Origin of the sequence: Paradesertivirga mongoliensis (genome assembly GCF_024436395.1) — a bacterium.
In the GTDB taxonomy this organism is placed as follows: Bacteria; Bacteroidota; Bacteroidia; order Sphingobacteriales; family Sphingobacteriaceae; genus Paradesertivirga; species Paradesertivirga mongoliensis.
On record NZ_JAFMZO010000003.1, the window covers coordinates 1,008,547 to 1,026,793 of the forward strand.

The 18,247-nt window shown below is 41.0% G+C and carries 18 protein-coding genes; 9 read left to right on the top strand and 9 right to left on the bottom strand.

All coding sequences use genetic code 11. The features are described 5' to 3' along the window. Positions 1-67: 67 nt before the first annotated feature. Together J3P43_RS15355 and J3P43_RS15360 are read left to right on the top strand one after the other, a co-directional pair. On the top strand, positions 68-718 hold the full coding sequence (locus tag J3P43_RS15355) for a hypothetical protein (RefSeq protein ID WP_255903988.1): 651 nt from the start codon (positions 68-70) through the stop codon (positions 716-718). Further along, a complete protein-coding gene (locus J3P43_RS15360) occupies positions 705-1,331 on the top strand; it encodes an AAA family ATPase (RefSeq protein WP_255903990.1) in 627 nt (208 codons plus the stop codon). Before J3P43_RS15355 ends, J3P43_RS15360 begins: the two co-directional genes overlap by 14 nt. A gap of 309 nt (positions 1,332-1,640) precedes the next feature. Here the strand turns inward: J3P43_RS15360 and J3P43_RS15365 are convergent, their stop codons facing one another. Next, positions 1,641-1,991, bottom strand: a complete 351-nt coding sequence (locus J3P43_RS15365; protein ID WP_255903992.1) for a hypothetical protein — start codon at positions 1,989-1,991, stop codon at positions 1,641-1,643. An 81-nt stretch (positions 1,992-2,072) separates the two neighbouring features. On the opposite strand from J3P43_RS15365, the gene J3P43_RS15370 reads away from it, so the two are divergent. Continuing rightward, entirely contained in the window at positions 2,073-2,300 is a 228-nt protein-coding gene (locus J3P43_RS15370) for a helix-turn-helix domain-containing protein (protein ID WP_255903994.1), read from the top strand. 133 nt (positions 2,301-2,433) lie between these two features. Here J3P43_RS15370 and J3P43_RS15375 read toward each other — a convergent pair whose 3' ends face one another. The 3 genes from J3P43_RS15375 to J3P43_RS15385 form a co-directional block, all read right to left on the bottom strand. Further along, positions 2,434-2,889: a carboxymuconolactone decarboxylase family protein gene (locus J3P43_RS15375; protein WP_255903996.1), complete on the bottom strand. Its 456-nt coding sequence runs from the start codon at positions 2,887-2,889 to the stop codon at positions 2,434-2,436. Positions 2,890-2,945: 56 nt separating this feature from the next. Then, entirely contained in the window at positions 2,946-3,806 is an 861-nt protein-coding gene (locus J3P43_RS15380) for a sigma-70 family RNA polymerase sigma factor (protein ID WP_255903998.1), read from the bottom strand. A 62-nt stretch (positions 3,807-3,868) separates the two neighbouring features. Next, positions 3,869-4,075 carry a hypothetical protein gene (locus J3P43_RS15385; protein WP_255904000.1) on the bottom strand — a complete coding sequence of 69 codons (207 nt, stop codon included), beginning with the start codon at positions 4,073-4,075 and terminating at the stop codon, positions 3,869-3,871. Between the two features lie 109 nt (positions 4,076-4,184). Between J3P43_RS15385 and J3P43_RS15390 the strand changes: the two genes are divergently transcribed. Continuing rightward, on the top strand, positions 4,185-4,958 hold the full coding sequence (locus tag J3P43_RS15390) for a hypothetical protein (RefSeq protein ID WP_255904002.1): 774 nt from the start codon (positions 4,185-4,187) through the stop codon (positions 4,956-4,958). Then, positions 4,948-6,699, top strand: a complete 1,752-nt coding sequence (locus tag J3P43_RS15395) for a DnaA ATPase domain-containing protein (protein ID WP_255904004.1) — start codon at positions 4,948-4,950, stop codon at positions 6,697-6,699. Before J3P43_RS15390 ends, J3P43_RS15395 begins: the two co-directional genes overlap by 11 nt. Positions 6,700-6,715: 16 nt before the next feature. Here the strand turns inward: J3P43_RS15395 and J3P43_RS15400 are convergent, their stop codons facing one another. The 5 genes from J3P43_RS15400 to J3P43_RS15420 form a co-directional block, all read right to left on the bottom strand. Beyond that, on the bottom strand, positions 6,716-7,276 hold the full coding sequence (locus tag J3P43_RS15400) for a hypothetical protein (RefSeq protein WP_255904006.1): 561 nt from the start codon (positions 7,274-7,276) through the stop codon (positions 6,716-6,718). Next, on the bottom strand, positions 7,261-7,584 hold the full coding sequence (locus J3P43_RS15405; protein WP_255904008.1) for an STAS-like domain-containing protein: 324 nt from the start codon (positions 7,582-7,584) through the stop codon (positions 7,261-7,263). The genes J3P43_RS15400 and J3P43_RS15405 overlap by 16 nt, the downstream gene beginning before the upstream one ends. Continuing rightward, complete coding sequence (locus tag J3P43_RS15410) at positions 7,566-8,426, bottom strand: hypothetical protein (RefSeq protein ID WP_255904010.1); 861 nt, start codon at positions 8,424-8,426, stop codon at positions 7,566-7,568. The genes J3P43_RS15405 and J3P43_RS15410 overlap by 19 nt, the downstream gene beginning before the upstream one ends. A gap of 48 nt (positions 8,427-8,474) precedes the next feature. After that, positions 8,475-10,733, bottom strand: coding sequence for a hypothetical protein (locus J3P43_RS15415; protein WP_255904012.1), 2,259 nt, complete (start codon positions 10,731-10,733; stop codon positions 8,475-8,477). A gap of 671 nt (positions 10,734-11,404) precedes the next feature. Continuing rightward, positions 11,405-12,166 carry a hypothetical protein gene (locus J3P43_RS15420; RefSeq protein ID WP_255904014.1) on the bottom strand — a complete coding sequence of 254 codons (762 nt, stop codon included), beginning with the start codon at positions 12,164-12,166 and terminating at the stop codon, positions 11,405-11,407. 294 nt (positions 12,167-12,460) lie between these two features. Here J3P43_RS15420 and J3P43_RS15425 point away from each other — a divergent pair, with 294 nt between their 5' ends. The 4 genes from J3P43_RS15425 (at position 12,461) to J3P43_RS19720 (ending at position 18,067) form a co-directional block, all read left to right on the top strand. Next, positions 12,461-12,634 carry a hypothetical protein gene (locus J3P43_RS15425; RefSeq protein WP_255904016.1) on the top strand — a complete coding sequence of 58 codons (174 nt, stop codon included), beginning with the start codon at positions 12,461-12,463 and terminating at the stop codon, positions 12,632-12,634. Positions 12,635-12,688: 54 nt separating this feature from the next. After that, positions 12,689-15,610: a DNA ligase D gene (gene ligD / locus J3P43_RS15430; protein WP_255904018.1), complete on the top strand. Its 2,922-nt coding sequence runs from the start codon at positions 12,689-12,691 to the stop codon at positions 15,608-15,610. An 800-nt stretch (positions 15,611-16,410) separates the two neighbouring features. Next, a complete protein-coding gene (locus J3P43_RS15435) occupies positions 16,411-16,839 on the top strand; it encodes a S24 family peptidase (RefSeq protein WP_255904020.1) in 429 nt (142 codons plus the stop codon). Between the two features lie 31 nt (positions 16,840-16,870). Continuing rightward, the gene (locus J3P43_RS19720; protein WP_369414803.1) at positions 16,871-18,067 is read left to right on the top strand and encodes a Y-family DNA polymerase; all 1,197 of its coding nucleotides are present in this window, start codon (positions 16,871-16,873) and stop codon (positions 18,065-18,067) included. Positions 18,068-18,247: the final 180 nt, after the last annotated feature.

An 18,247-nucleotide genomic window follows, 5' to 3' on the forward strand; every position in this document is an offset into this window, starting at 1 on the left:
GTCCTGCAACCCCTGCAACTGGACAGGCATTGATTAAAAACTAATCTTTGCCTCCAAACCCCTAATCATGAATTACATTACTCAGCTTTCGCGCTTCTATCAAAAGGTGTATACCGACGAGCGCTTTACACCCCATCACATTAGTTTGTATTCGGGCATATTCCAGCTTTGGAACTCTGCCCATTTTCAAAACCCTATCCAGGTAAGCCGGCATGACCTGATGATACTTTCAAAAATCGGCTCGGTCAACACCTACATCCGCTGCATGCACCAGCTCGATCAGTGGCAGTACATCCAGTATTTCCCCAGCCGCAGCATCACCATCGGCAGCCGTATCCGTATTATCATTTTTGATAACAGTACTGATAACACACCTGAAACACCACTGCGACATTTGAATAAACAGAATAAAAACAATACAAACATACCAACTATAGACCAGGTCAATGTTTACTTTGAAAGCGAGAACTTCCCTGCAGAACAGGCTCTTCTCTTCTTCAACCACAACACCGCCAAAGGCTGGATGATCGGCAGCAGCCAAATCCGCAACTGGCAGGCCGCAGCCATCAACTGGGTCGCTAAACAGACTAAGTTCGAGCGCGGCGATAGCACCACAGCAAAAGCCCGCCATAGAACACCCTCCCGCCTGTCAGACCGACAGGCAAAACCCAACTACCTTTCTGTAAACACCACAAAAAACTACCATGAGCCTCTCTGAAAAATCACCCGTAGTAATCGACCTCGAAAACATCTTCCAATGGCTCGAAGAAAAGGGCCGCGCCAATTACGGCAAGAACTTTAAAATTCATCCACAGGATTACGAACTCATCTTTAAACTCATGGTATACCTCTACCGCGACGAGTACCATGCCAACAAATACGACATCGACCTCCGCAAGGGCCTGCTTCTAACAGGCCCAGTAGGCTGCGGCAAAACTACGCTCATGAGCCTTATCCGTCAACTCGACCTCCCCTCCTACAACTACGAACTCGTGTCCGCCCGCGAAATCTGCCTCCGCTTTATGGAAAGCGGCCACGCCGCAATTAAATACTATTCCTCCTTTTCCGCAAAGGCCCCGCAAGTCTTCTGCTTCGACGACATCGGCACAGAAACCGCCATGAAATATTTCGGCAACGAAACCAACGTCATGGGCGAGATCATGCTCCTCCGCTATGACCTCTTCATCCATCATGCCATCCCAACCCACATCACCACCAACCTCTCCGCCTCCGAACTCGAAAAACTCTACGGCAACCGCGTCCGCTCGCGCATGCGCGAAATGTTTAACCTCTTCGCTTTCGGTTCAGAGGCTGCTGATAAAAGAGCTTAACTTTGGTGAAAAGAGTTATGGCTTTAGTAAGCGCTCTACCTACGCAAAATGCAAAACGACCGCAGGGCCCATGAAACGTAACAGAACGTTATCACTCAATTGACCGAAGAGCGAGCGGTGGGCTGAACAGAAATGCGGCTGAGCTTATTTCTGTTCTTGAACTTTTGGTACTTTTCTTTCAAGAGAAAAGGACTAGGCCACCGCCCGGCTATGAGGGCGAAGACAGAACCTCCAGGCATGGACCTGAGTCTTCAAGGGCAGAACCTTCGGAATGAAGGTGGGTGGCGCGAAACACATTGGACTTAACTTTCACACCTCCCCCCACTCCCTATACCATTCCTCAAAAAACAACTTCAACACTTCCCTCCTCTCCTCCTCACTGCATTCGATCGAAGCCTTCAACAAACGCTCATACCGTGCAACCTTTCTATCTAAGAATTCTTGTTGCCCTTCCGAGTACTTCTCAACTTCATCCGAATACATCACCACATATTCAAGAAAATAATCAGTAGCCAACACCGATTGCTTATCCATCTCCAGATATTCTGAAGGAATAAAAACATGATTTAGCATGTGTTGCAGAAACCGTTTCGGGTGAACACCATATTTAAGGCAGGCAATTTGAAACTGAATTGGAAGGGTTAGATGTATAGTAGACATAGTATAATCAATAATTCCAAAGCTAACAAATAAGACATATATGTCCTAATTTATTAAGAATGCAATTACGTATTTGCTCTTGTGAAAAAACACTACAGGGACCATGAAGTAATTGACAAAGTAAGAGCCCGCATCCTGCAAATCAGGAAGGAGAAAGGCATTACCCAGGAAGACCTTGTACAACGGACAGGTTTCGAATTAAAGCAAATTGGTCGGATAGAACGTGGTGAGGTGAATCCTACGCTGAGTAGTATAGCGGCTATTGCTAGAGGTTTGGAAGTAGATTTGAAGCAGTTGTTTGAATTTTAAGGATCAGAATACTGTTCTGAACGAAACCTCTAATGGTCCTCGTTTTTAACGAGGACCATTAGAGTGATCAAGGGTGATGGCACCACACTATTTCATTGCCCTTCTCTCTTTTTCAAGTGCATAGATTAATCAACTAATGACTTCCCACTTTATACTTGCCAGGTATCGAGCCAAATGATCTCTTTAACCGGTTCCATGAATTAATCTGAATTACCGCGAGCGTGAGAAGCGCAATTTCCTGCTGGCTAAAATATTTCCTCAGCTTGTCATGAATATCGGCCGAATCTTCCTCAGGCCGCATTTGGGTTAGCCTCTCCGCAAATTCCAGCACTGCTCTTTCTTGCGGACTGTAATAAGGAGTTTCGCGCCAGGCAGACACCGAGATCAGGCGTATGGGATCTTCGCCTGCATGCACTGCTTCTTTAAAATGCATGTCGAGGCAGTAGGCGCAATCATTAATCTGCGAGACACGGGTGCGCATCAGTTCAAGCATACGATGATCGAGTCCACTCCTATCGATATAATCCTGAACTTGTTTCAATGCCGGGTAAAGGCCCTCCGGCCATTCGCTGTAAGTTATTCTTTCCATTTTGATGTTTTTTCGTAATGACAAGCGAACGCCCTTTGACGTGACATCTTCAACAATTACTGCAGTGCTATTAACTTTTCGGGGTTGCGAATGATGTGCACATACTTTAACAAACCGTTCTCAAATGTAAAGACATGGCAACCTGTAAGCACTCCTTCATCGAAATAGAATAGCGCAGGTTGATGATTGACCTCACCCGGATAGATGGGTTTATTTATATAAAATTTAGTATTTATACCATACAGGTAGGAAAGAGCCGCCTTACCTGTAACGGGGTTTAGAGCCGCCCTGGCTTTTCCTCCGCCATCAGAAATAACGATAATATCTTCCCGAAGTAACTCGCTCAACCGCTCAATTTCTGCACGTTGAATAGCCTGCAGATAACTATTCAATTTCTCCGTGGCAAATGTTTGGTTTATCTGGCTACCGGTGTCCTGAAGCTGCCGTTTTGCCCGGCGAAGCAATTGCCTGGAGTTTTCCTCCGTAACTCCAATTATCTCTCCGATTTCAGCATGATCATAATCAAAAGCCTCTTTGAGGATAAAAACCGCTCTTTGCCTGGCATTGAGCTTTTCAAGCAGCACCATTAAAGAATAGGATAGCACTTCTTTCCTTCTCAACGTTTCATCTGCATGATCTGTAGAAACGGGTTCCGGTAGCCATTCTCCCGGATAAGACCTGCGCATTTTCTTTTGACGGTTCTTCTGGTTGATCGAAAGATTGATCACCGTACGTGTGAGATAGGCCCGCATGTTCTCGATATGGCTAATGTCTCTGGTAATCACCTGCAGATAGGCATCCTGCACTACATCTTTTGCCTCCTGATAAGAGCCCAGAATGTTGTAAGCGTATGAGATGAGCACGGGCCGATGGGCCTCTATATGAGTTAAGCTTTGCGTGTGTAGGCTTGAAATCATTTCCTCTGTCTTAAAAAACCTAACAGACAAATAAGGTAGGGATTATGTGACAAAAATGAAAATTAGTAAGGAACCCCTGACCGGGATGGGTTACTCCGCTTTACCATTAATCTGATAATCAAAATGGATGACCTCTTCCGGCCGCCCTCCTGTTGATTGGTAGAATTTAATAGCATAGTCACTGCTACATCTGCTTGCACCATTACTCCTTCTGCACTGATACTCTTGCAATAATCATTATTATTTGAAATAAGGCTCTTACGATTCATTTCTATTGTGGTTGGGAAGTGGAAATACTTCGGATGGTGCAGTAGCCCCAAAAGTCAGAAACATTTTCTTTTACGTAAAAAGAATAATAACTTTAAAAAAACAGCAGGAATGTCGATGCAGTATTTTGATAACAGGTTTGTGGGTGGGGATAAAAATCCTCCTTTCTTACCATTTTTTCATTGCTGTGACGCTTTCTACCTGCAAAATATTATTAAGGATAGGCATCTAAAGCCGAGACCTTGTAAAGTATTCAACAACGAAGAATTATTGTATCTTTTCTACGGAAGACCAGCTTATAAATCTTCCGAGGTGCAAAATTCTAAAATGGCTAGTTTCATGCCCACTTGCTTTATATTAAAACCTGGAGCAGTTGCGGAAATCAGACGAATACTACCGTTCGACTCCGGGGGCTTCTCATTATACAAAGAATGCATGCACCCGGGAATGACGTTAGAAAGCTTCTTAATGACCCCGAGTTTAGAATCGATATCTAAAACGATCGGATACTTTTATAAAGGAAATCAGGAGTACTTACTTGCTAAACCTAATGAAAGTATTGTGTATGATCCACTAGAATTTCAAGTAGAATCATATCACACACTCATTTCTGGAAAGTTCCTCACAAACGCAGACGATAGAAAAGCGAGTATTGAGGTGCAGGTTAATCAACCAATACCATTAACGAAAGACAGTCTGGATGCTGTAATATTGCCGTCCTATCTAATGTCCTCCCAAACAGTACAGGATTTTTTTATCAATGAACTAGATACAACAGTTATTACTATTGAAAATTTCGGGGTCGCATCATCGCGCTATTATATTCATCTGTTAGAGAAAGTTCAAGAATTTTTAACGAAAAAATATTTACTCAATGTTAACTGAAGAGACATATCAACTTTGCGGTTACATTGATTATGTTCCGCAAGAACAAGGATTTATTACACCTGTATTTTCGATGGGATATGCCTATTTTTTGCAAACTACATCTGATGATAATACTATTAGTCATTTCGAAGTCTTACCTGATATCTCCATAACCGACTTGACGGTTAATTCACAACCGATATATCGAAAAGAGGGAGATAGTTGCATTTTCGGGTTTAAAGACAGCGAAACTGTATATTATGACGAAGGTCAGAACCTTGCAAATTATCTGCGAAATGTCGAGTTTGATAAATTTAAAAACGAATATTTGATTAAAAATATCAAATCATTCATCCATCATTATTCAACGGAAAAAATTGAGCGGAAGAATTTAGATTTAAATGATTGCTGGAGTCTGTGCAACTCTGTTGTTAAAGCGCAATTTAGTTTTGAGTTTTGTCGGCAATTTCAGGAGTTTGTCATCCCTATCAAGTTTGAAAGTAACATCTTGACCCTTTCGTTTTCGAACCGTAGCTTCAAGACTTTGTTTGACAACTCTTTGAAATCTGATTTAGTTACTGCGATTCAATCAGTTTATGAGGTTGATATACATATCGAAAGTATAGAAAGTCCGAACGATTTAATAAACTGGAGAATTGGAGAGATCAATGAACCTGGCTTTAGTCAAGGATCATTTGTTATTCATACACATATTCAGCCAAGACATACTTACGACTTTGAAAGCTTTTTCATTGGCGAAAATAATTCAAATGCATATGAGACAAGTATAAAGATAGCATCTTCTGGAGTTTATATGGATCCGGCGGGATTAATAATTTATGGTGACAGAGGTTCAGGTAAAACACATTTACTTAGAGCTATTGCAAATTACTTAAATCGTCATAACTGGGATAATATTCCAATATTCACCATGGATAGAAGAACTCCCCAAGTTAGTGGCATACCGTTGAGAAACATTAGCGAATTCGAAATAATTATAAATGAAGCCAAAATGATTCTTATCGATGATGCACACTTGTTTGATGAAGGAATTCCTTTCCAAGGTAAGTATTGGGATCTGATAAAATCGCAAAGTAGAAACGGCAAAAAGGTTATATGTACTTACAATATTAGTTATGCTCACGAAGAATTGAATCACAGTTTTTCTAGTTTCATCGAAGATTTTGAGAAGGTAAGCTTGAATCGTCCTGACTTCAGAGATAAAATTAATTTAATCAAATATAAATCTCGGTTTAAAAATCTTTGGATAGACGATGGTAATATATCTAGTCTTGCGCAAATACTACCCGACAACGTTGCTGGTATTGAACGTGGCTTGACTTGGGTGTATTTAGATTGCTTGGCATCAGAAAGAAACCTAATAGATTGCAAATACTCTTTTTGGGGGAATGATAGGGGTACATTAAAACACCATAGGAGAGACATAGTGTCAAGATTACCTTTATTAAAGGACTTGGTCTCGAAGTTTATAGACCTTCAAACTTTTCATTCGAGATATACTGATATTGTCTATAACGAGAAAGTTCGTGCAGTTAATGATTTAACTATATTCTTGATTGAACTATACTACTACGACATGACAATGGATGACGCTTTAAATAAACACATGAAAGTTTCAAAGGATTACTCTTTTCATTATTTTCAACATCTCTTATATAGCAATTTGGGATTTAAGAACTCCATAGTTAGTATACACAAAGAGTATTTGAGAAATTTAGAGACTAAGGAGAATAATTGAAGGGACACTGAAACAATCACCTCTTATTAATTTCGAAAACCATCTTCCTTGCGGTTAAAACGAACTCTGAACAAAGTTGATTTATTTCATGACGATTTACATCATTAATGAGCAAGTATTCTCCGTCCACGTCAGTTAGTAAAGTAAATAGTCTGTTATAACATTTCCTTAAAGGCTGGACTTCAAAGTTTTGAACTTCAAAGGCGTCCATAGTTTTGGAAAACCGAGTAATATTAGAGTATAGTCGATTTAAATTGTTTAAGAGTTTCTGCAACTCAATTGATTCGTCTTCAGTGGTACTGTCTTCAATTTTATTTATATCCTCTTCAATGATTTTCAAATCGGAGATTAGATACTCCTTTTCGTATCGTTGTTCGGTCAGTCTTTTAGTAATAAACCAAGCTAACCAAAACGTCAAGATTGATGAAACTATGAGTGAAAATACATCGAAAGGAACTAATTCTTTAGAAACAGTCAGCACAGAAAACCAAGACTTTTCATATAAAAACCGTGAAAAAATCACGCATAATAACATGGTGATAACATACAGGGCGTAAAAAGTTATCTTTTTCCCCATATCTCCTCAACAATATATGAAATCGAATTGCTGAAATATTTGGAATGAAATATCAAAGTTTTATAAACTTCCTCAACACCAAATTCTCTGGATAGTTCTCCAAATGATTGATCAAGAAAGGAACTACCATACCCTTTGGTCCCATCCAAATAAATATGCAATTTTTCATTTTCCTGCATGGCCGATTGATATTTTTCCTTCAAAACTTCATTGTAAAACAACTCCCCCGAAAATGGACCTAACTTAATCCACCTTCCCCCAAGCTTATCATTAAAATCCTTTGCAATCTCTATCTTGAATCTTTCCATTTTTGAAAATTGTTGAAGTCTATAGTCCAACTATAATATGTGCCGACAAAATTTGGATTTTTAGTTGCCACGTACTCGCCATTATTAAAGTGTAAAGATATTGTATTTGTTATTAATACAATATTTGAGAAATATCCACTATTTATCATTTTTTGTAACTCTGGTAATCCTCTACCTCTATTAGTAAGTTTTGTCGAGGAGCCTAACCTCCCATGTAGAGAATCCAGGACTACATATTTAGCTCCTAGAAACCAATACTTTAAGGGGAGTCCTGCTTGCTTATGAGATTCAATAATACCTTTACCCATATCAACAAAGGTATACTTGATTGACCTTGTATTACGATCAATTTCATGAGTTAGCCACCAATTAATGTTTTTTTCTCGTATCCCATGCTCTACCGCGTTGCCGATAAGCTCTGTTAAAAATACATTAAAGGGGGAATAATATTCCTTGATCCCTATTTTAGTTAACTCTTTGACAATGGTATCAATTAAAGTTGGATTTACCAATCGTTCTTTTTCAGCTTCATTAATCTCTAGTGAAGTAATTTTATGGTTTTGATGGAAGACCTTATTATCCTTTAGCTTGAACATCTTATGGATAAGTTTCAAGCAAGGAAAAGCTCCTTTTCGAAAAAAGACATTCCTATTAAATATGACTGATTTTTCAATCTGCGCTGCAAATACGATCCAATCACCTTTCGTAATGTCGCGCAGATTTGAAAAGTCTATTGCTATAAATTTATCTTTTGTTGAAGTTACTTCTTTCAGAACTGTTACCGTAGATTTTATGTGATTATGTTGTAATAAAAAAGATATGGGCAACTTTATAATTCGCATCGGTTATTCAAATTGTAGTCAAAATATTTCAATCAATGATTCCTTAGGTTATTCAAATGCATTTAAATATTGACTTTGTTTCTCCTTATTGAAGAACCGCTGGATGATTATTCGAGCTGGAAAAATCACCAATAACGTGAAAGCAAAGGTGGCTATACCTTTAAAAAAATCCTGTTCAATAGGAGCTAATTCGTTGGCAAACTTCAAAACTCCTGCTATATAATTCCAACTACTTGCTTGCCAAAAGAAGATCAATGGAACTTGTAAAACAATAATGACTATAGGGATTAATAACCATAAAGACTTATTCTTCCAGGCTTTTAGTTTTCGTGAACTCTCTATTGCATTTAATCGACCAGTCAAATTAGAGTTTTCTATTTTCAATATTGTAACTTCATTCTCTTCTTCCTTGACTTTTACCTCATCATCTAAGCTCAACTGAACATTTGAAATGCGGGCAGAAGGTTTTTGAACCTTCATCTTTCGTAACGTCTTTTCGTATAATTGAATCGAACCGCTTAGATCACGAAGCTGGTTTTCCAACTTTTTGTTCTGGTAGTTAGTTTCTGATAGGTCGCCACTCAGCTCAGTTAAAGTTGAAGATTGTCTGTTTAACTCTTCCTGTGCAGCCTTATACTCTTCCTCTAGGTAAACATATTGTCTTTGAATTTCAGATTCAACAAATTCAGCTAACTCCTCCTGCTTAGTTTCTAAATCTTTAAATTTATTTAGAAAAAGTTCATCTTTCAAACAGTTAAGGATCATCTTCTCGTCTGATATACCCATGTTATGGAAGTATTTTACACTTCTTATCGCAATCTTTGAAGAAACAGTATTACTTACTAACGCAGGAGTGGAGATTGTACTTACAAATGCTCGACGATAATCTTCTGTTACAACGGGACTGTATTTTAAAACTTTTCGTAATAAGATGGAAGGAGAGAAGAAAGCCGGAATGCTCACACCGACCCCTTTTTTCAAAGTTTCGAAACTGTCAAACTTCAATAAGGTTTTGTCCTCTGTAACGCCAAAGTATTTGACGTCGGCAATACTATTAATTCTAGAAGATCTTAAAAATAATATGGCTTCTCTGAGAAAAATGTCATGTGATATTTGGTTAATATCCTTCACACCTTTAATTTTTAATCCTTTCTCTTGTCTAAGGTCATCTAGATAGGCGAGGTGCTGAGAGTATTTACTCTCCTGAATCCTTAGGTATTCTTCACTGCTCGATAGTTGTTCAAAGCTTGATCTAAATATTTCTAGCTTTCTTGTTTTTAGGTTATTTTGCGCATGACTAATTACCTCTGATGGATGGGGTGTATTGTCCATATCCTCAAGCTTCTTTTCGAAATATCGCTGCGCGAAACTGTCAAGTTTGTCAGATTTTACTAATGCATTAATTTGTGAATAGCTCAAATTGCTGGGAATCACACTCTCAAAATCCTTACTCTTGGTCTGAAGTTCTTTAAGGGTCTGGGGTAAATATTTAAAGGAGATATTTAATTGTGTACCCACTTCAATCAACGCCTTTGCGATATTGTATTCGGTATGTGAGTGGAGGTTAAGTATCGAGTATAAAAAATTAGTATCTACTAAAACGGTCCAGTCGAAAGTGATATCTTGATATATAAGATCATATTCCTCTTTTGATAACCCAAGAGCAAAGAAAGCTTCGGCTTTCGACGATAGGCTGATCAAATAATCAAGAGTTTCTACACTAATAACGTTGGCAAAATCTTCAATATATCTTTTAAAAGAAGTTGATAGTTCCCGGTCTGTAAGTTTTTCACAATACTTCTTAAGTAAACTAATAAGATCTGCATCTTCGTCTGAAGAACCATCCACTTTAGGTTTAAAGAAGTTTAATGCACTCTTACCTTGAAGAAGAAAGCACTCATAAATATACTCTGTCAGTATATTCCATAGCTGTTCGATTTCTATTTCATTCAGTTTGCGAGACGAATAACCGCAAATTTGTGTCCTAAATTGTTCAAAACGGTGTAATCTAGCAGCGTCGTTTCCACGGTCAATTTTCCGAATTTCAGCTTCTCTTTCTAGCGTTAATGAATATTTTTTGTTCTCTACCTTAACAAAGTTAAAATCAACAAGAGTAACTAAGGACGATTGTAATTCCTCTTCATGTAGTTCAATTGAAAACTCCAAGTTGATGTATTCTTTCAACGCCCTAACATCTATATTTTCCTTAACCGAATATAGAATGTATTCTATAATACAGTCTATAGTCTTGTCGCGCGCGTCAGATTTTGCTAAATCTAACGATCTAATGATTTTATTCAATTTCATATGTACAGATCGAGATCTACTTAAGGTAGATTTTCCATTTTCTCATCACACTGATACCTTCTGATAGTCAAGATACTACATAGGTCAATTATCAAATTTACGGATAACCATCGAAATAGATTTAACTGTGGAAAAAATCATTACCCTTCTGATTTAAGAGTTCAGCGCAGCGCTCTTAAATCCTCTTGGAAAATCAGGCTCCGCCCGGCGATGTAGAAAAACCTTTATTTCCGACCGGCCCTTGCTGACGCGAGCGTTTCGCTCGTGGCCACGATGATATGCCGTTTAGAGGATGCCTATATCCCTCTCTGGTTTAAGAGTTCAGCGCAGCGCTCGTAAATCATCTTGAAAAATCAGGACTCCGTCCGGCGATGTATAGAAACCTCTTGCTGACGCGAGCCTTTCGCTAGTTGCCACGATGATATGCCGTTTAGAGAATGCCTATATCAAAAAGATTCTCCCTTGCTGACGAGAGCGTTCCGCTCGTGTCCACGATAGTCTGTGGTCTATAGAAGATTATCTAATACTCCCATCTGTATTTGAGTCATGCTTAGATTTTTCATTATTTGGTGCAGTGCTAATATTTAAGCCGTAGCGAGATGCTAAGACCAGTAGTGAATACATCATTATTCAAGCACGTAACCGGCATATTTGATTCTTCGTTGTGAAAGTCATTCATTAGGCCTAGGGAATTGATTTATTATTGCTAAAAACCTCGCTTGACAGTTTTCATTGTAGACTTCTTCATTCCCCATTATCCATTTATATGTATTGGGATATAAAAATTCTAAAATTTTATATGATGACAACCAAAATGCACTCTCAAAAAGTTGAATTTGAAGTTGGCTTTTTTCTGTGTCTATAGAAAGCAAGAAATCCCCAGCTTCGACAAAAGTCTCTTGCTTATATTTATTATAAACTACAGTCAAAGCTTTCTTTGATTTGTTGCTCCGGTGGGCAATATAATTTCTCAACACATAGTAATCGTCAATTCTTTTAGAAGTCTCTTTGTCAAAATTTAAAAATGGATTTCGATTGTCCACTAAGATCTTTTTAGAAACTGACTTCAAGTTACTGGCGCTCCTTATATCGAAATAACCAAGGCCATTTAAATAAGCGACACACTCATCTGTCGTTATTTCTTTAGGTAGTTTCAAAGACAGTTGACCTCCTAACGCGCTTGTGTCTTTTTGCAAACACTCACATATTATTTTTTCAATATACCATTCCCAATCGCAAACAGTTTTGATGGTGAAGGCCTCGAAAACTTGAATGACTTCGTATTTCGAAAACACTTTACCTGTCAGTGCCATAATTTTATAAGCAAGAAAATCGGCTTGAGAAAACAAGCGCGACATATACATGATCGTATACTGACAGCCAATAGACTTTAGTTCTAAATTAGCCGCATTCCGGATTTCTTCTTCAGTCATTCATTTATTATAATTTTGCAAAACGTTTAGGGCTTTAAATTTAGCAGTTTATTCAACGTCACTCTGCCTCAGCACTAATTAAATAGAAAGAACCTCCCCCTTCTGGTTTAAAAGTTCAGCCCAGCGATGTTAAATTATCTTGAAAAATCAGTACTCCGTCCGGCAATGTAGAAAAACCCCTTGCTGACGCGAGCGTTTCGCCCGTGGCCACAATGCTATTCCGTTTAGAGGATACCTATATAAAACAGATTCCGAAATTCTGATGTTCCTTAATCATCATCTAAATTAAAAGACATGGCAAAACGAGGAACAAAAGTGGAGCGCAATTCCGTATCGGAACAACCCCACGAATTAGCATACGAAGCAAAAAAGCAAGGCACAACCCCAAAGGAAGTATCGTCAGCAAAAAAATCAGCTGGCTCGAATCAACGTAAGGCTGTCGAGAAAAAACTCTCGGCGAAGAAATAACAAATATTTAATATAAACATTCAGCCCCGAAAGGGGCTTTGTTGTCTCCGGCAGATGAAAATAGCAACGTACAATATCAATGGTATAAACGGCAGATTAGAGATCTTGCTGCGCTGGTTGAAAGAAGCCCGGCCGGATATTGTATGCTTGCAGGAGCTCAAATCTGAAACCAGTAAATTTCCGGAGCAAGCCATCGCGGATGCCGGTTACCAGGCCATCTGGCATGGCCAGAAAAGCTGGAACGGCGTGGCTATTCTTTCGAAAACAGACATCCGGGAAATGCGCAGAGATTTGCCAGGCAGCGACAACGAGTTCACACACAGTCGCTACATAGAAGCATTTATCAACGGCATCGTCATCGGCTGCATCTATCTTCCAAATGGCAATCCATACCCGGGACCAAAGTTTGATTATAAATTACGCTGGTTCGAGCGGCTTGCCGCTCACGCAAAAGACCTGGCTGATTTAGATTTTCCGGTTATTCTCATAGGCGACTACAATGTAATGCCAACCGAACTGGACACCTACAAGCCAGAAAAATATCTGGAGAACGCGCTCTACCGTCCTGAAACCCGGAAGGCATACAAAGACCTGGTAGATCAGGGCTGGACCGATGCAATCAGAACCCTTTTCCCTAACGAACGCATTTACACTTTTTGGGACTACCTCCGCGATGCCTACGGCAGAAATGCCGGATTACGTCTCGATCATTTCTTACTTAATAAAAAAGTAGCCGGCCGGCTGGCCGCTGCTGCCGTTGATAAGCACGTCCGTGGATGGAAAGGCTCCAGCGACCACGCACCGGTCTGGATAGAATTGGCAGATCAGGATGTTCCACAAACCAAGCGTTCATCTAATAAGTCAAAACCTTTAGAAACCAAAATTGAGGAGGCGGAAACTCACAGACAGGAAAACGAGATTCCAATAGCTGATTTACAAACCTTATTGAAGGACGCGCCCAAATCTGAGATACCATTAAAAATTAAGCCGATGAAGGCAACGCTGGTCGACGCCCCTTTCGACGACCCTGGCTGGATCTACGAAATCAAATGGGATGGCTACCGTGCTGTGGCTACGGTTCAAAATGGACAAGCTGAATTGGTTTCGCGCAACAATCTCACCTTCGACCAATTTGCTCCCATCAACAAAGTACTGGAAAGCTGGAAGCTCGACCTTGTTTTGGATGGCGAAATAGTCGCACTTGACGAACAAGGCAACGCCAACTTCGGCGCGCTGCAGAACTGGCGCAATACTAAAAACACCACGCTGGCTTATTTCGTATTTGATATCCTTTGGTACAATGGAAGGCTGCTCACAGCATTTCCACTCTACCAAAGAAGGGAAATATTGAAGGCCCTCCTACCCGAAAACGACTTGGTTCGTTTAAGCCAGGCATTCGAAGTCGACGGTATCGAGTTTTTCGAAGCAGCAAAAAAGATGAAGCTCGAAGGCATTATCGCAAAACGAGCCGACAGTCTCTACACGTCGGATACTCGCTCTCGCGACTGGCTGAAAATTAAAGCGAAGCTCCGGCAGGAAGTGGTGATTGCAGGATTCACTAAAAATGATGGTACAGTAAAGTATTTCAGCGCATTGGCTATTGGTGTATATGACCAGAAAGGCGTGTTGCGCTACATCGGCAAAGTGGGAACGGGCTTCAATACTATCACCCAAAAGGATATGATGGAGCAGTTCAAACCACTGATTACTACCGAATGTCCCTTCGACATTGAACCTGATGTAGACGAGCCCTCCACATTTCGCCCGAGACGGTTGGGAGCAAAAGCTACCTGGCTAAAGCCAGAGCTGATTTGCGAGGTCGAGTACGCCGAAATCACACACGACGGTAAGGTTAGGCAAGCTTCCTTCAAAGGTATGCGCTATGATAAAAAACCTCTGGATGTCGTCATGGAAATTGAAGCGGATACTGACGATATAGTTGAGGAAGCAAATCTTCATGCTGATATGGAGATCGTAAAGAATGAGGAACCCAAAGCAAAAAAGTCCAAAGCCGCCAAACCCAAATCTTCTGCACCAGTTACAGACCTCCTAATCTCCTCAACCAACGACATCGAAGAGAAAAAGATTGACGGCCACCTGCTTAAGTTTACAAACCTGAACAAACTATACTGGCCCGAGGATAAGATTACCAAACGCGACATGTTTAATTACTATCACCAGGTTGCTCCCTTCATGGTCCCTTATCTCAAGGACCGGCCAATGTCACTTAACCGTTTCCCTGGTGGAATCCACAGCAAAAGCTTCTACCAAAAGAATGTAAGAGACTCTGCTCCCGACTGGGCCGAAACCATGCCTCATACCAACGAAACCGGCGAAGAAAAAGACTATTTGCTAGGAAATAACGAAGCCACCTTATTGTGGATGGCAACTTTAGGATGCATTGAAATGAACCCATGGTTCAGCCGTGCACAATCTCCCGACCACCCCGATTACTGTGTAATCGACCTCGACCCGGATAAACAAACCTTCGACCAGGTGATACAAGCAGCACAGGAAGTCAGGAAAGTCCTCGATGCGATCGATGTTCCCAGTTATCCAAAAACATCGGGCTCAACAGGTATACATATCTACATTCCCCTCGGCGCAAAATACACCTACGATCAAAGCCAGCTCTTCGCCAACATTATAGTCAAACTGGTCCAAAAACAAATTCCGGAATTCACCACACTCGAGCGAATGGTTGCAAATCGCAAAGGAAAAATGTATCTCGACTACATGCAAAACCGGCCGGGAGCTACAATCGCAGGCGTCTATTCCCTACGACCCAAACCCGGCGCAACCGTATCAATGCCACTAAGCTGGGATGAAGTCAGGCCAGGACTCACAATGCGCGATTTCACTATTCATAGTGCGCTTGACAGGCTGAAAGAGACAGGCGATTTGTTCACCGGGGTGTTAGGTGAAGGGATCGACCTGAAAACCACTATTCAGAAAGCTCAAAGTGTGTTTGGTTGAAATGGCAACCCCACCACCCTTCACCAACCTCCCCTACGAAGACCATGAATCCCGCAGTGCCGGGTAAAGTTTTGCCATCAGCGAGCCATGTGTGAAAGCAAAGGGCATTGGCTGGTGACCTTAAGCTCGGCCTCAGCGCTTGGGGGAGCCAGACGTAGCCCGCGCGCTGATGGCTGAACTGTGTGAGGGCTTTGAGCAAAAAGCACCTCGGGATTCATAAGGCGTTTTGGTCCTTTTGCGCCGTCAAAAGGACTAGGCCTCTCCGCGGCCATGAGCGGATCCGAGACAGGTGTTCATCAAACTCTCTCTAAGATAAACACTTCAAAACCACTTACCTTATTATCCTCCCCAACTCCTCCACCCATGCTGGCGCGAGCGTGTCGCTCGTGTCCGATGACTGTGACGTTTAGAAGATTATTACCTGCCACTAGGTTTACACTTGTTCGTTGTCAAAAGTAGTATTAACGCCGTGTGCCCGGAGGGATTCGAACCCGTTCTATTCTAGCGTGCAGTAAGATTTTATTCCTGCTAATATCCAAGTCTTCACGAGACGCTAAAACCAGTATGGAAATCCTTTTGCAAGCATTTAACTACCATAAAATCCCCATTTTAATAACGGCGCCTCCTTACCTATCCAGTGCTGTATTTTTTCTGTAATTGACTTCCTGTGAGCAGCACCCAATAGCAATACGGCTGTTCTATAATTCATCGTGAAGTTATAAGGTTTCAAATCCCCCACCAAAATATCAACACCCTCAAATTGCTAATATTTTTAGCATTATATTTGCTCTGATTCAATTATGATTAGAGGAATTCAACAACGGGCAGAGCAAAAGATTTCAGGGTTTCAGTCACCCGCAGACGACTATTTAGAAGGTCGATTGAATATTACAGATGTACTGGTAGTCGATCCCGAGTGCACCTTCTACTTTCAAATGGATAGCAACATGATGGTTAATCATGGTTTAAGGTCAGGAGATCTCCTGGTGATTGACCGCTCGCTAAAGCCGGTAAAAGATGCCATTGTGATAGCTTTTGTGGATGGTTGTTTTTATTGCAGACGCTATGATGTGGTGAATCAAAAACCGGCTCTCATTGGAGATGAAGACAGGATTGAAACAACAGACGGCCAGGTCTTGCAAATCTGGGGAGTGGTTACCTCCATCTGCAGAAATACACTTCCATTAAGTTTAAGAAAAGGAAAATACAGACGTGTTTGCACTTTGTGATTGCAATAACTTTTATGTCTCTGCCGAAAGGATGTTCAAACCAGAGCTAAACGGACAGCCTGTGGTGGTGCTCTCCAATAATGATGGTTGTGTAATAGCCAGAAGCGAAGAAGCAAAAGCGTTCGGAATCAAAATGGGTGATCCCGAATTCCTTGTCCGCGACCTTATCAAGACGTACGACATTAAGGTATTCTCCAGTAACTATGTGTTATACGGCGACATGTCTGGCCGTGTAATGTCAAATTTGGCCAGATGGTTTCCTAAACTGGATGTCTACTCCATTGATGAAGCCTTTGGCCTCTTGGATGGGGTCACAAACCTTGATACCTACATTCCCAAAGTTCGGGAATCTGTAGTGTTAAATACCGGTATTCCCGTTTCAATAGGCGTAGCGCCCAGTAAAACCTTAGCCAAACTAGCCAATAAACTCGCGAAGAAAAACGGGGGCACTTTGGTACTCGACACTGATGATAAGATAAGCAAGGCGGTGAAAGATTATCCTGTAGAAGATCTTTGGGGAGTAGGCCGGCAATACCTGAAGAAGTTTAAAGAACTGAACATTGAAACGGTTGGACAATTGCGGGAGATGCCCGAAATGTGGTTCAAGCAGCATATGACCATCATGGGTCAGCGTATGTGGAACGAGCTATGGGGACGCTCAGCTATCAATATCGACGACGCTCCGGTCACAAGAAAAGGCGTCAGTGTGAGCAGGTCTTTCAGGAATTATATTGAAGATGCCGATGTCCTTTCGGAAGCCCTTACCATGTACGCAAGCAGATTAGGCGAAAAGCTTCGAAAGGAGAAACTCTGCTGCCTTTATTTACAAGTATTCCTGTATACCAATGTTCACCGGGAAGACCACCCGCAGCATTACCCGAGCCAAACCCATAAGCTTGTGATAGCGTCTAACAACACCCATGATCTGGTGAAAATTGCGACTAAGGTTTCGCGAATGCTTTTCAAACCCGGGATAAAGTACCGGAAGGCAGGCGTAATTGCAACCGGACTGATACCAGAGAACGAACTTCAGTATAACATATTCGACGAGCACGATGGCGGTGAAAAAGACGGTATTTCCAAAGCTATCGACACGATCAACTTAGCTTATGGGAGAGGCACTATCCGTATGGCCAGTGAAGGCTATGAGAAGTCATGGAAGCTGAGACACGAATATCTGAGTAAAGGATACACTACCCGGTGGAATGATATTATAAAAGTAAAATAAGTTTGTTATGCCGATAGTCAGAATCAGATTCAATGGAAAGATCCATACCAGGAGAGTGACGTAGCACTGATACACCAAATGCACCCAGTCGGACCGGCCTCAGAGGATTGAGCGTTTAAAAAGGTTGAAAGAAAGTTTTTAGAAAAAGAACATAATTAGCTGCAAGAAAGCAATCCGGAG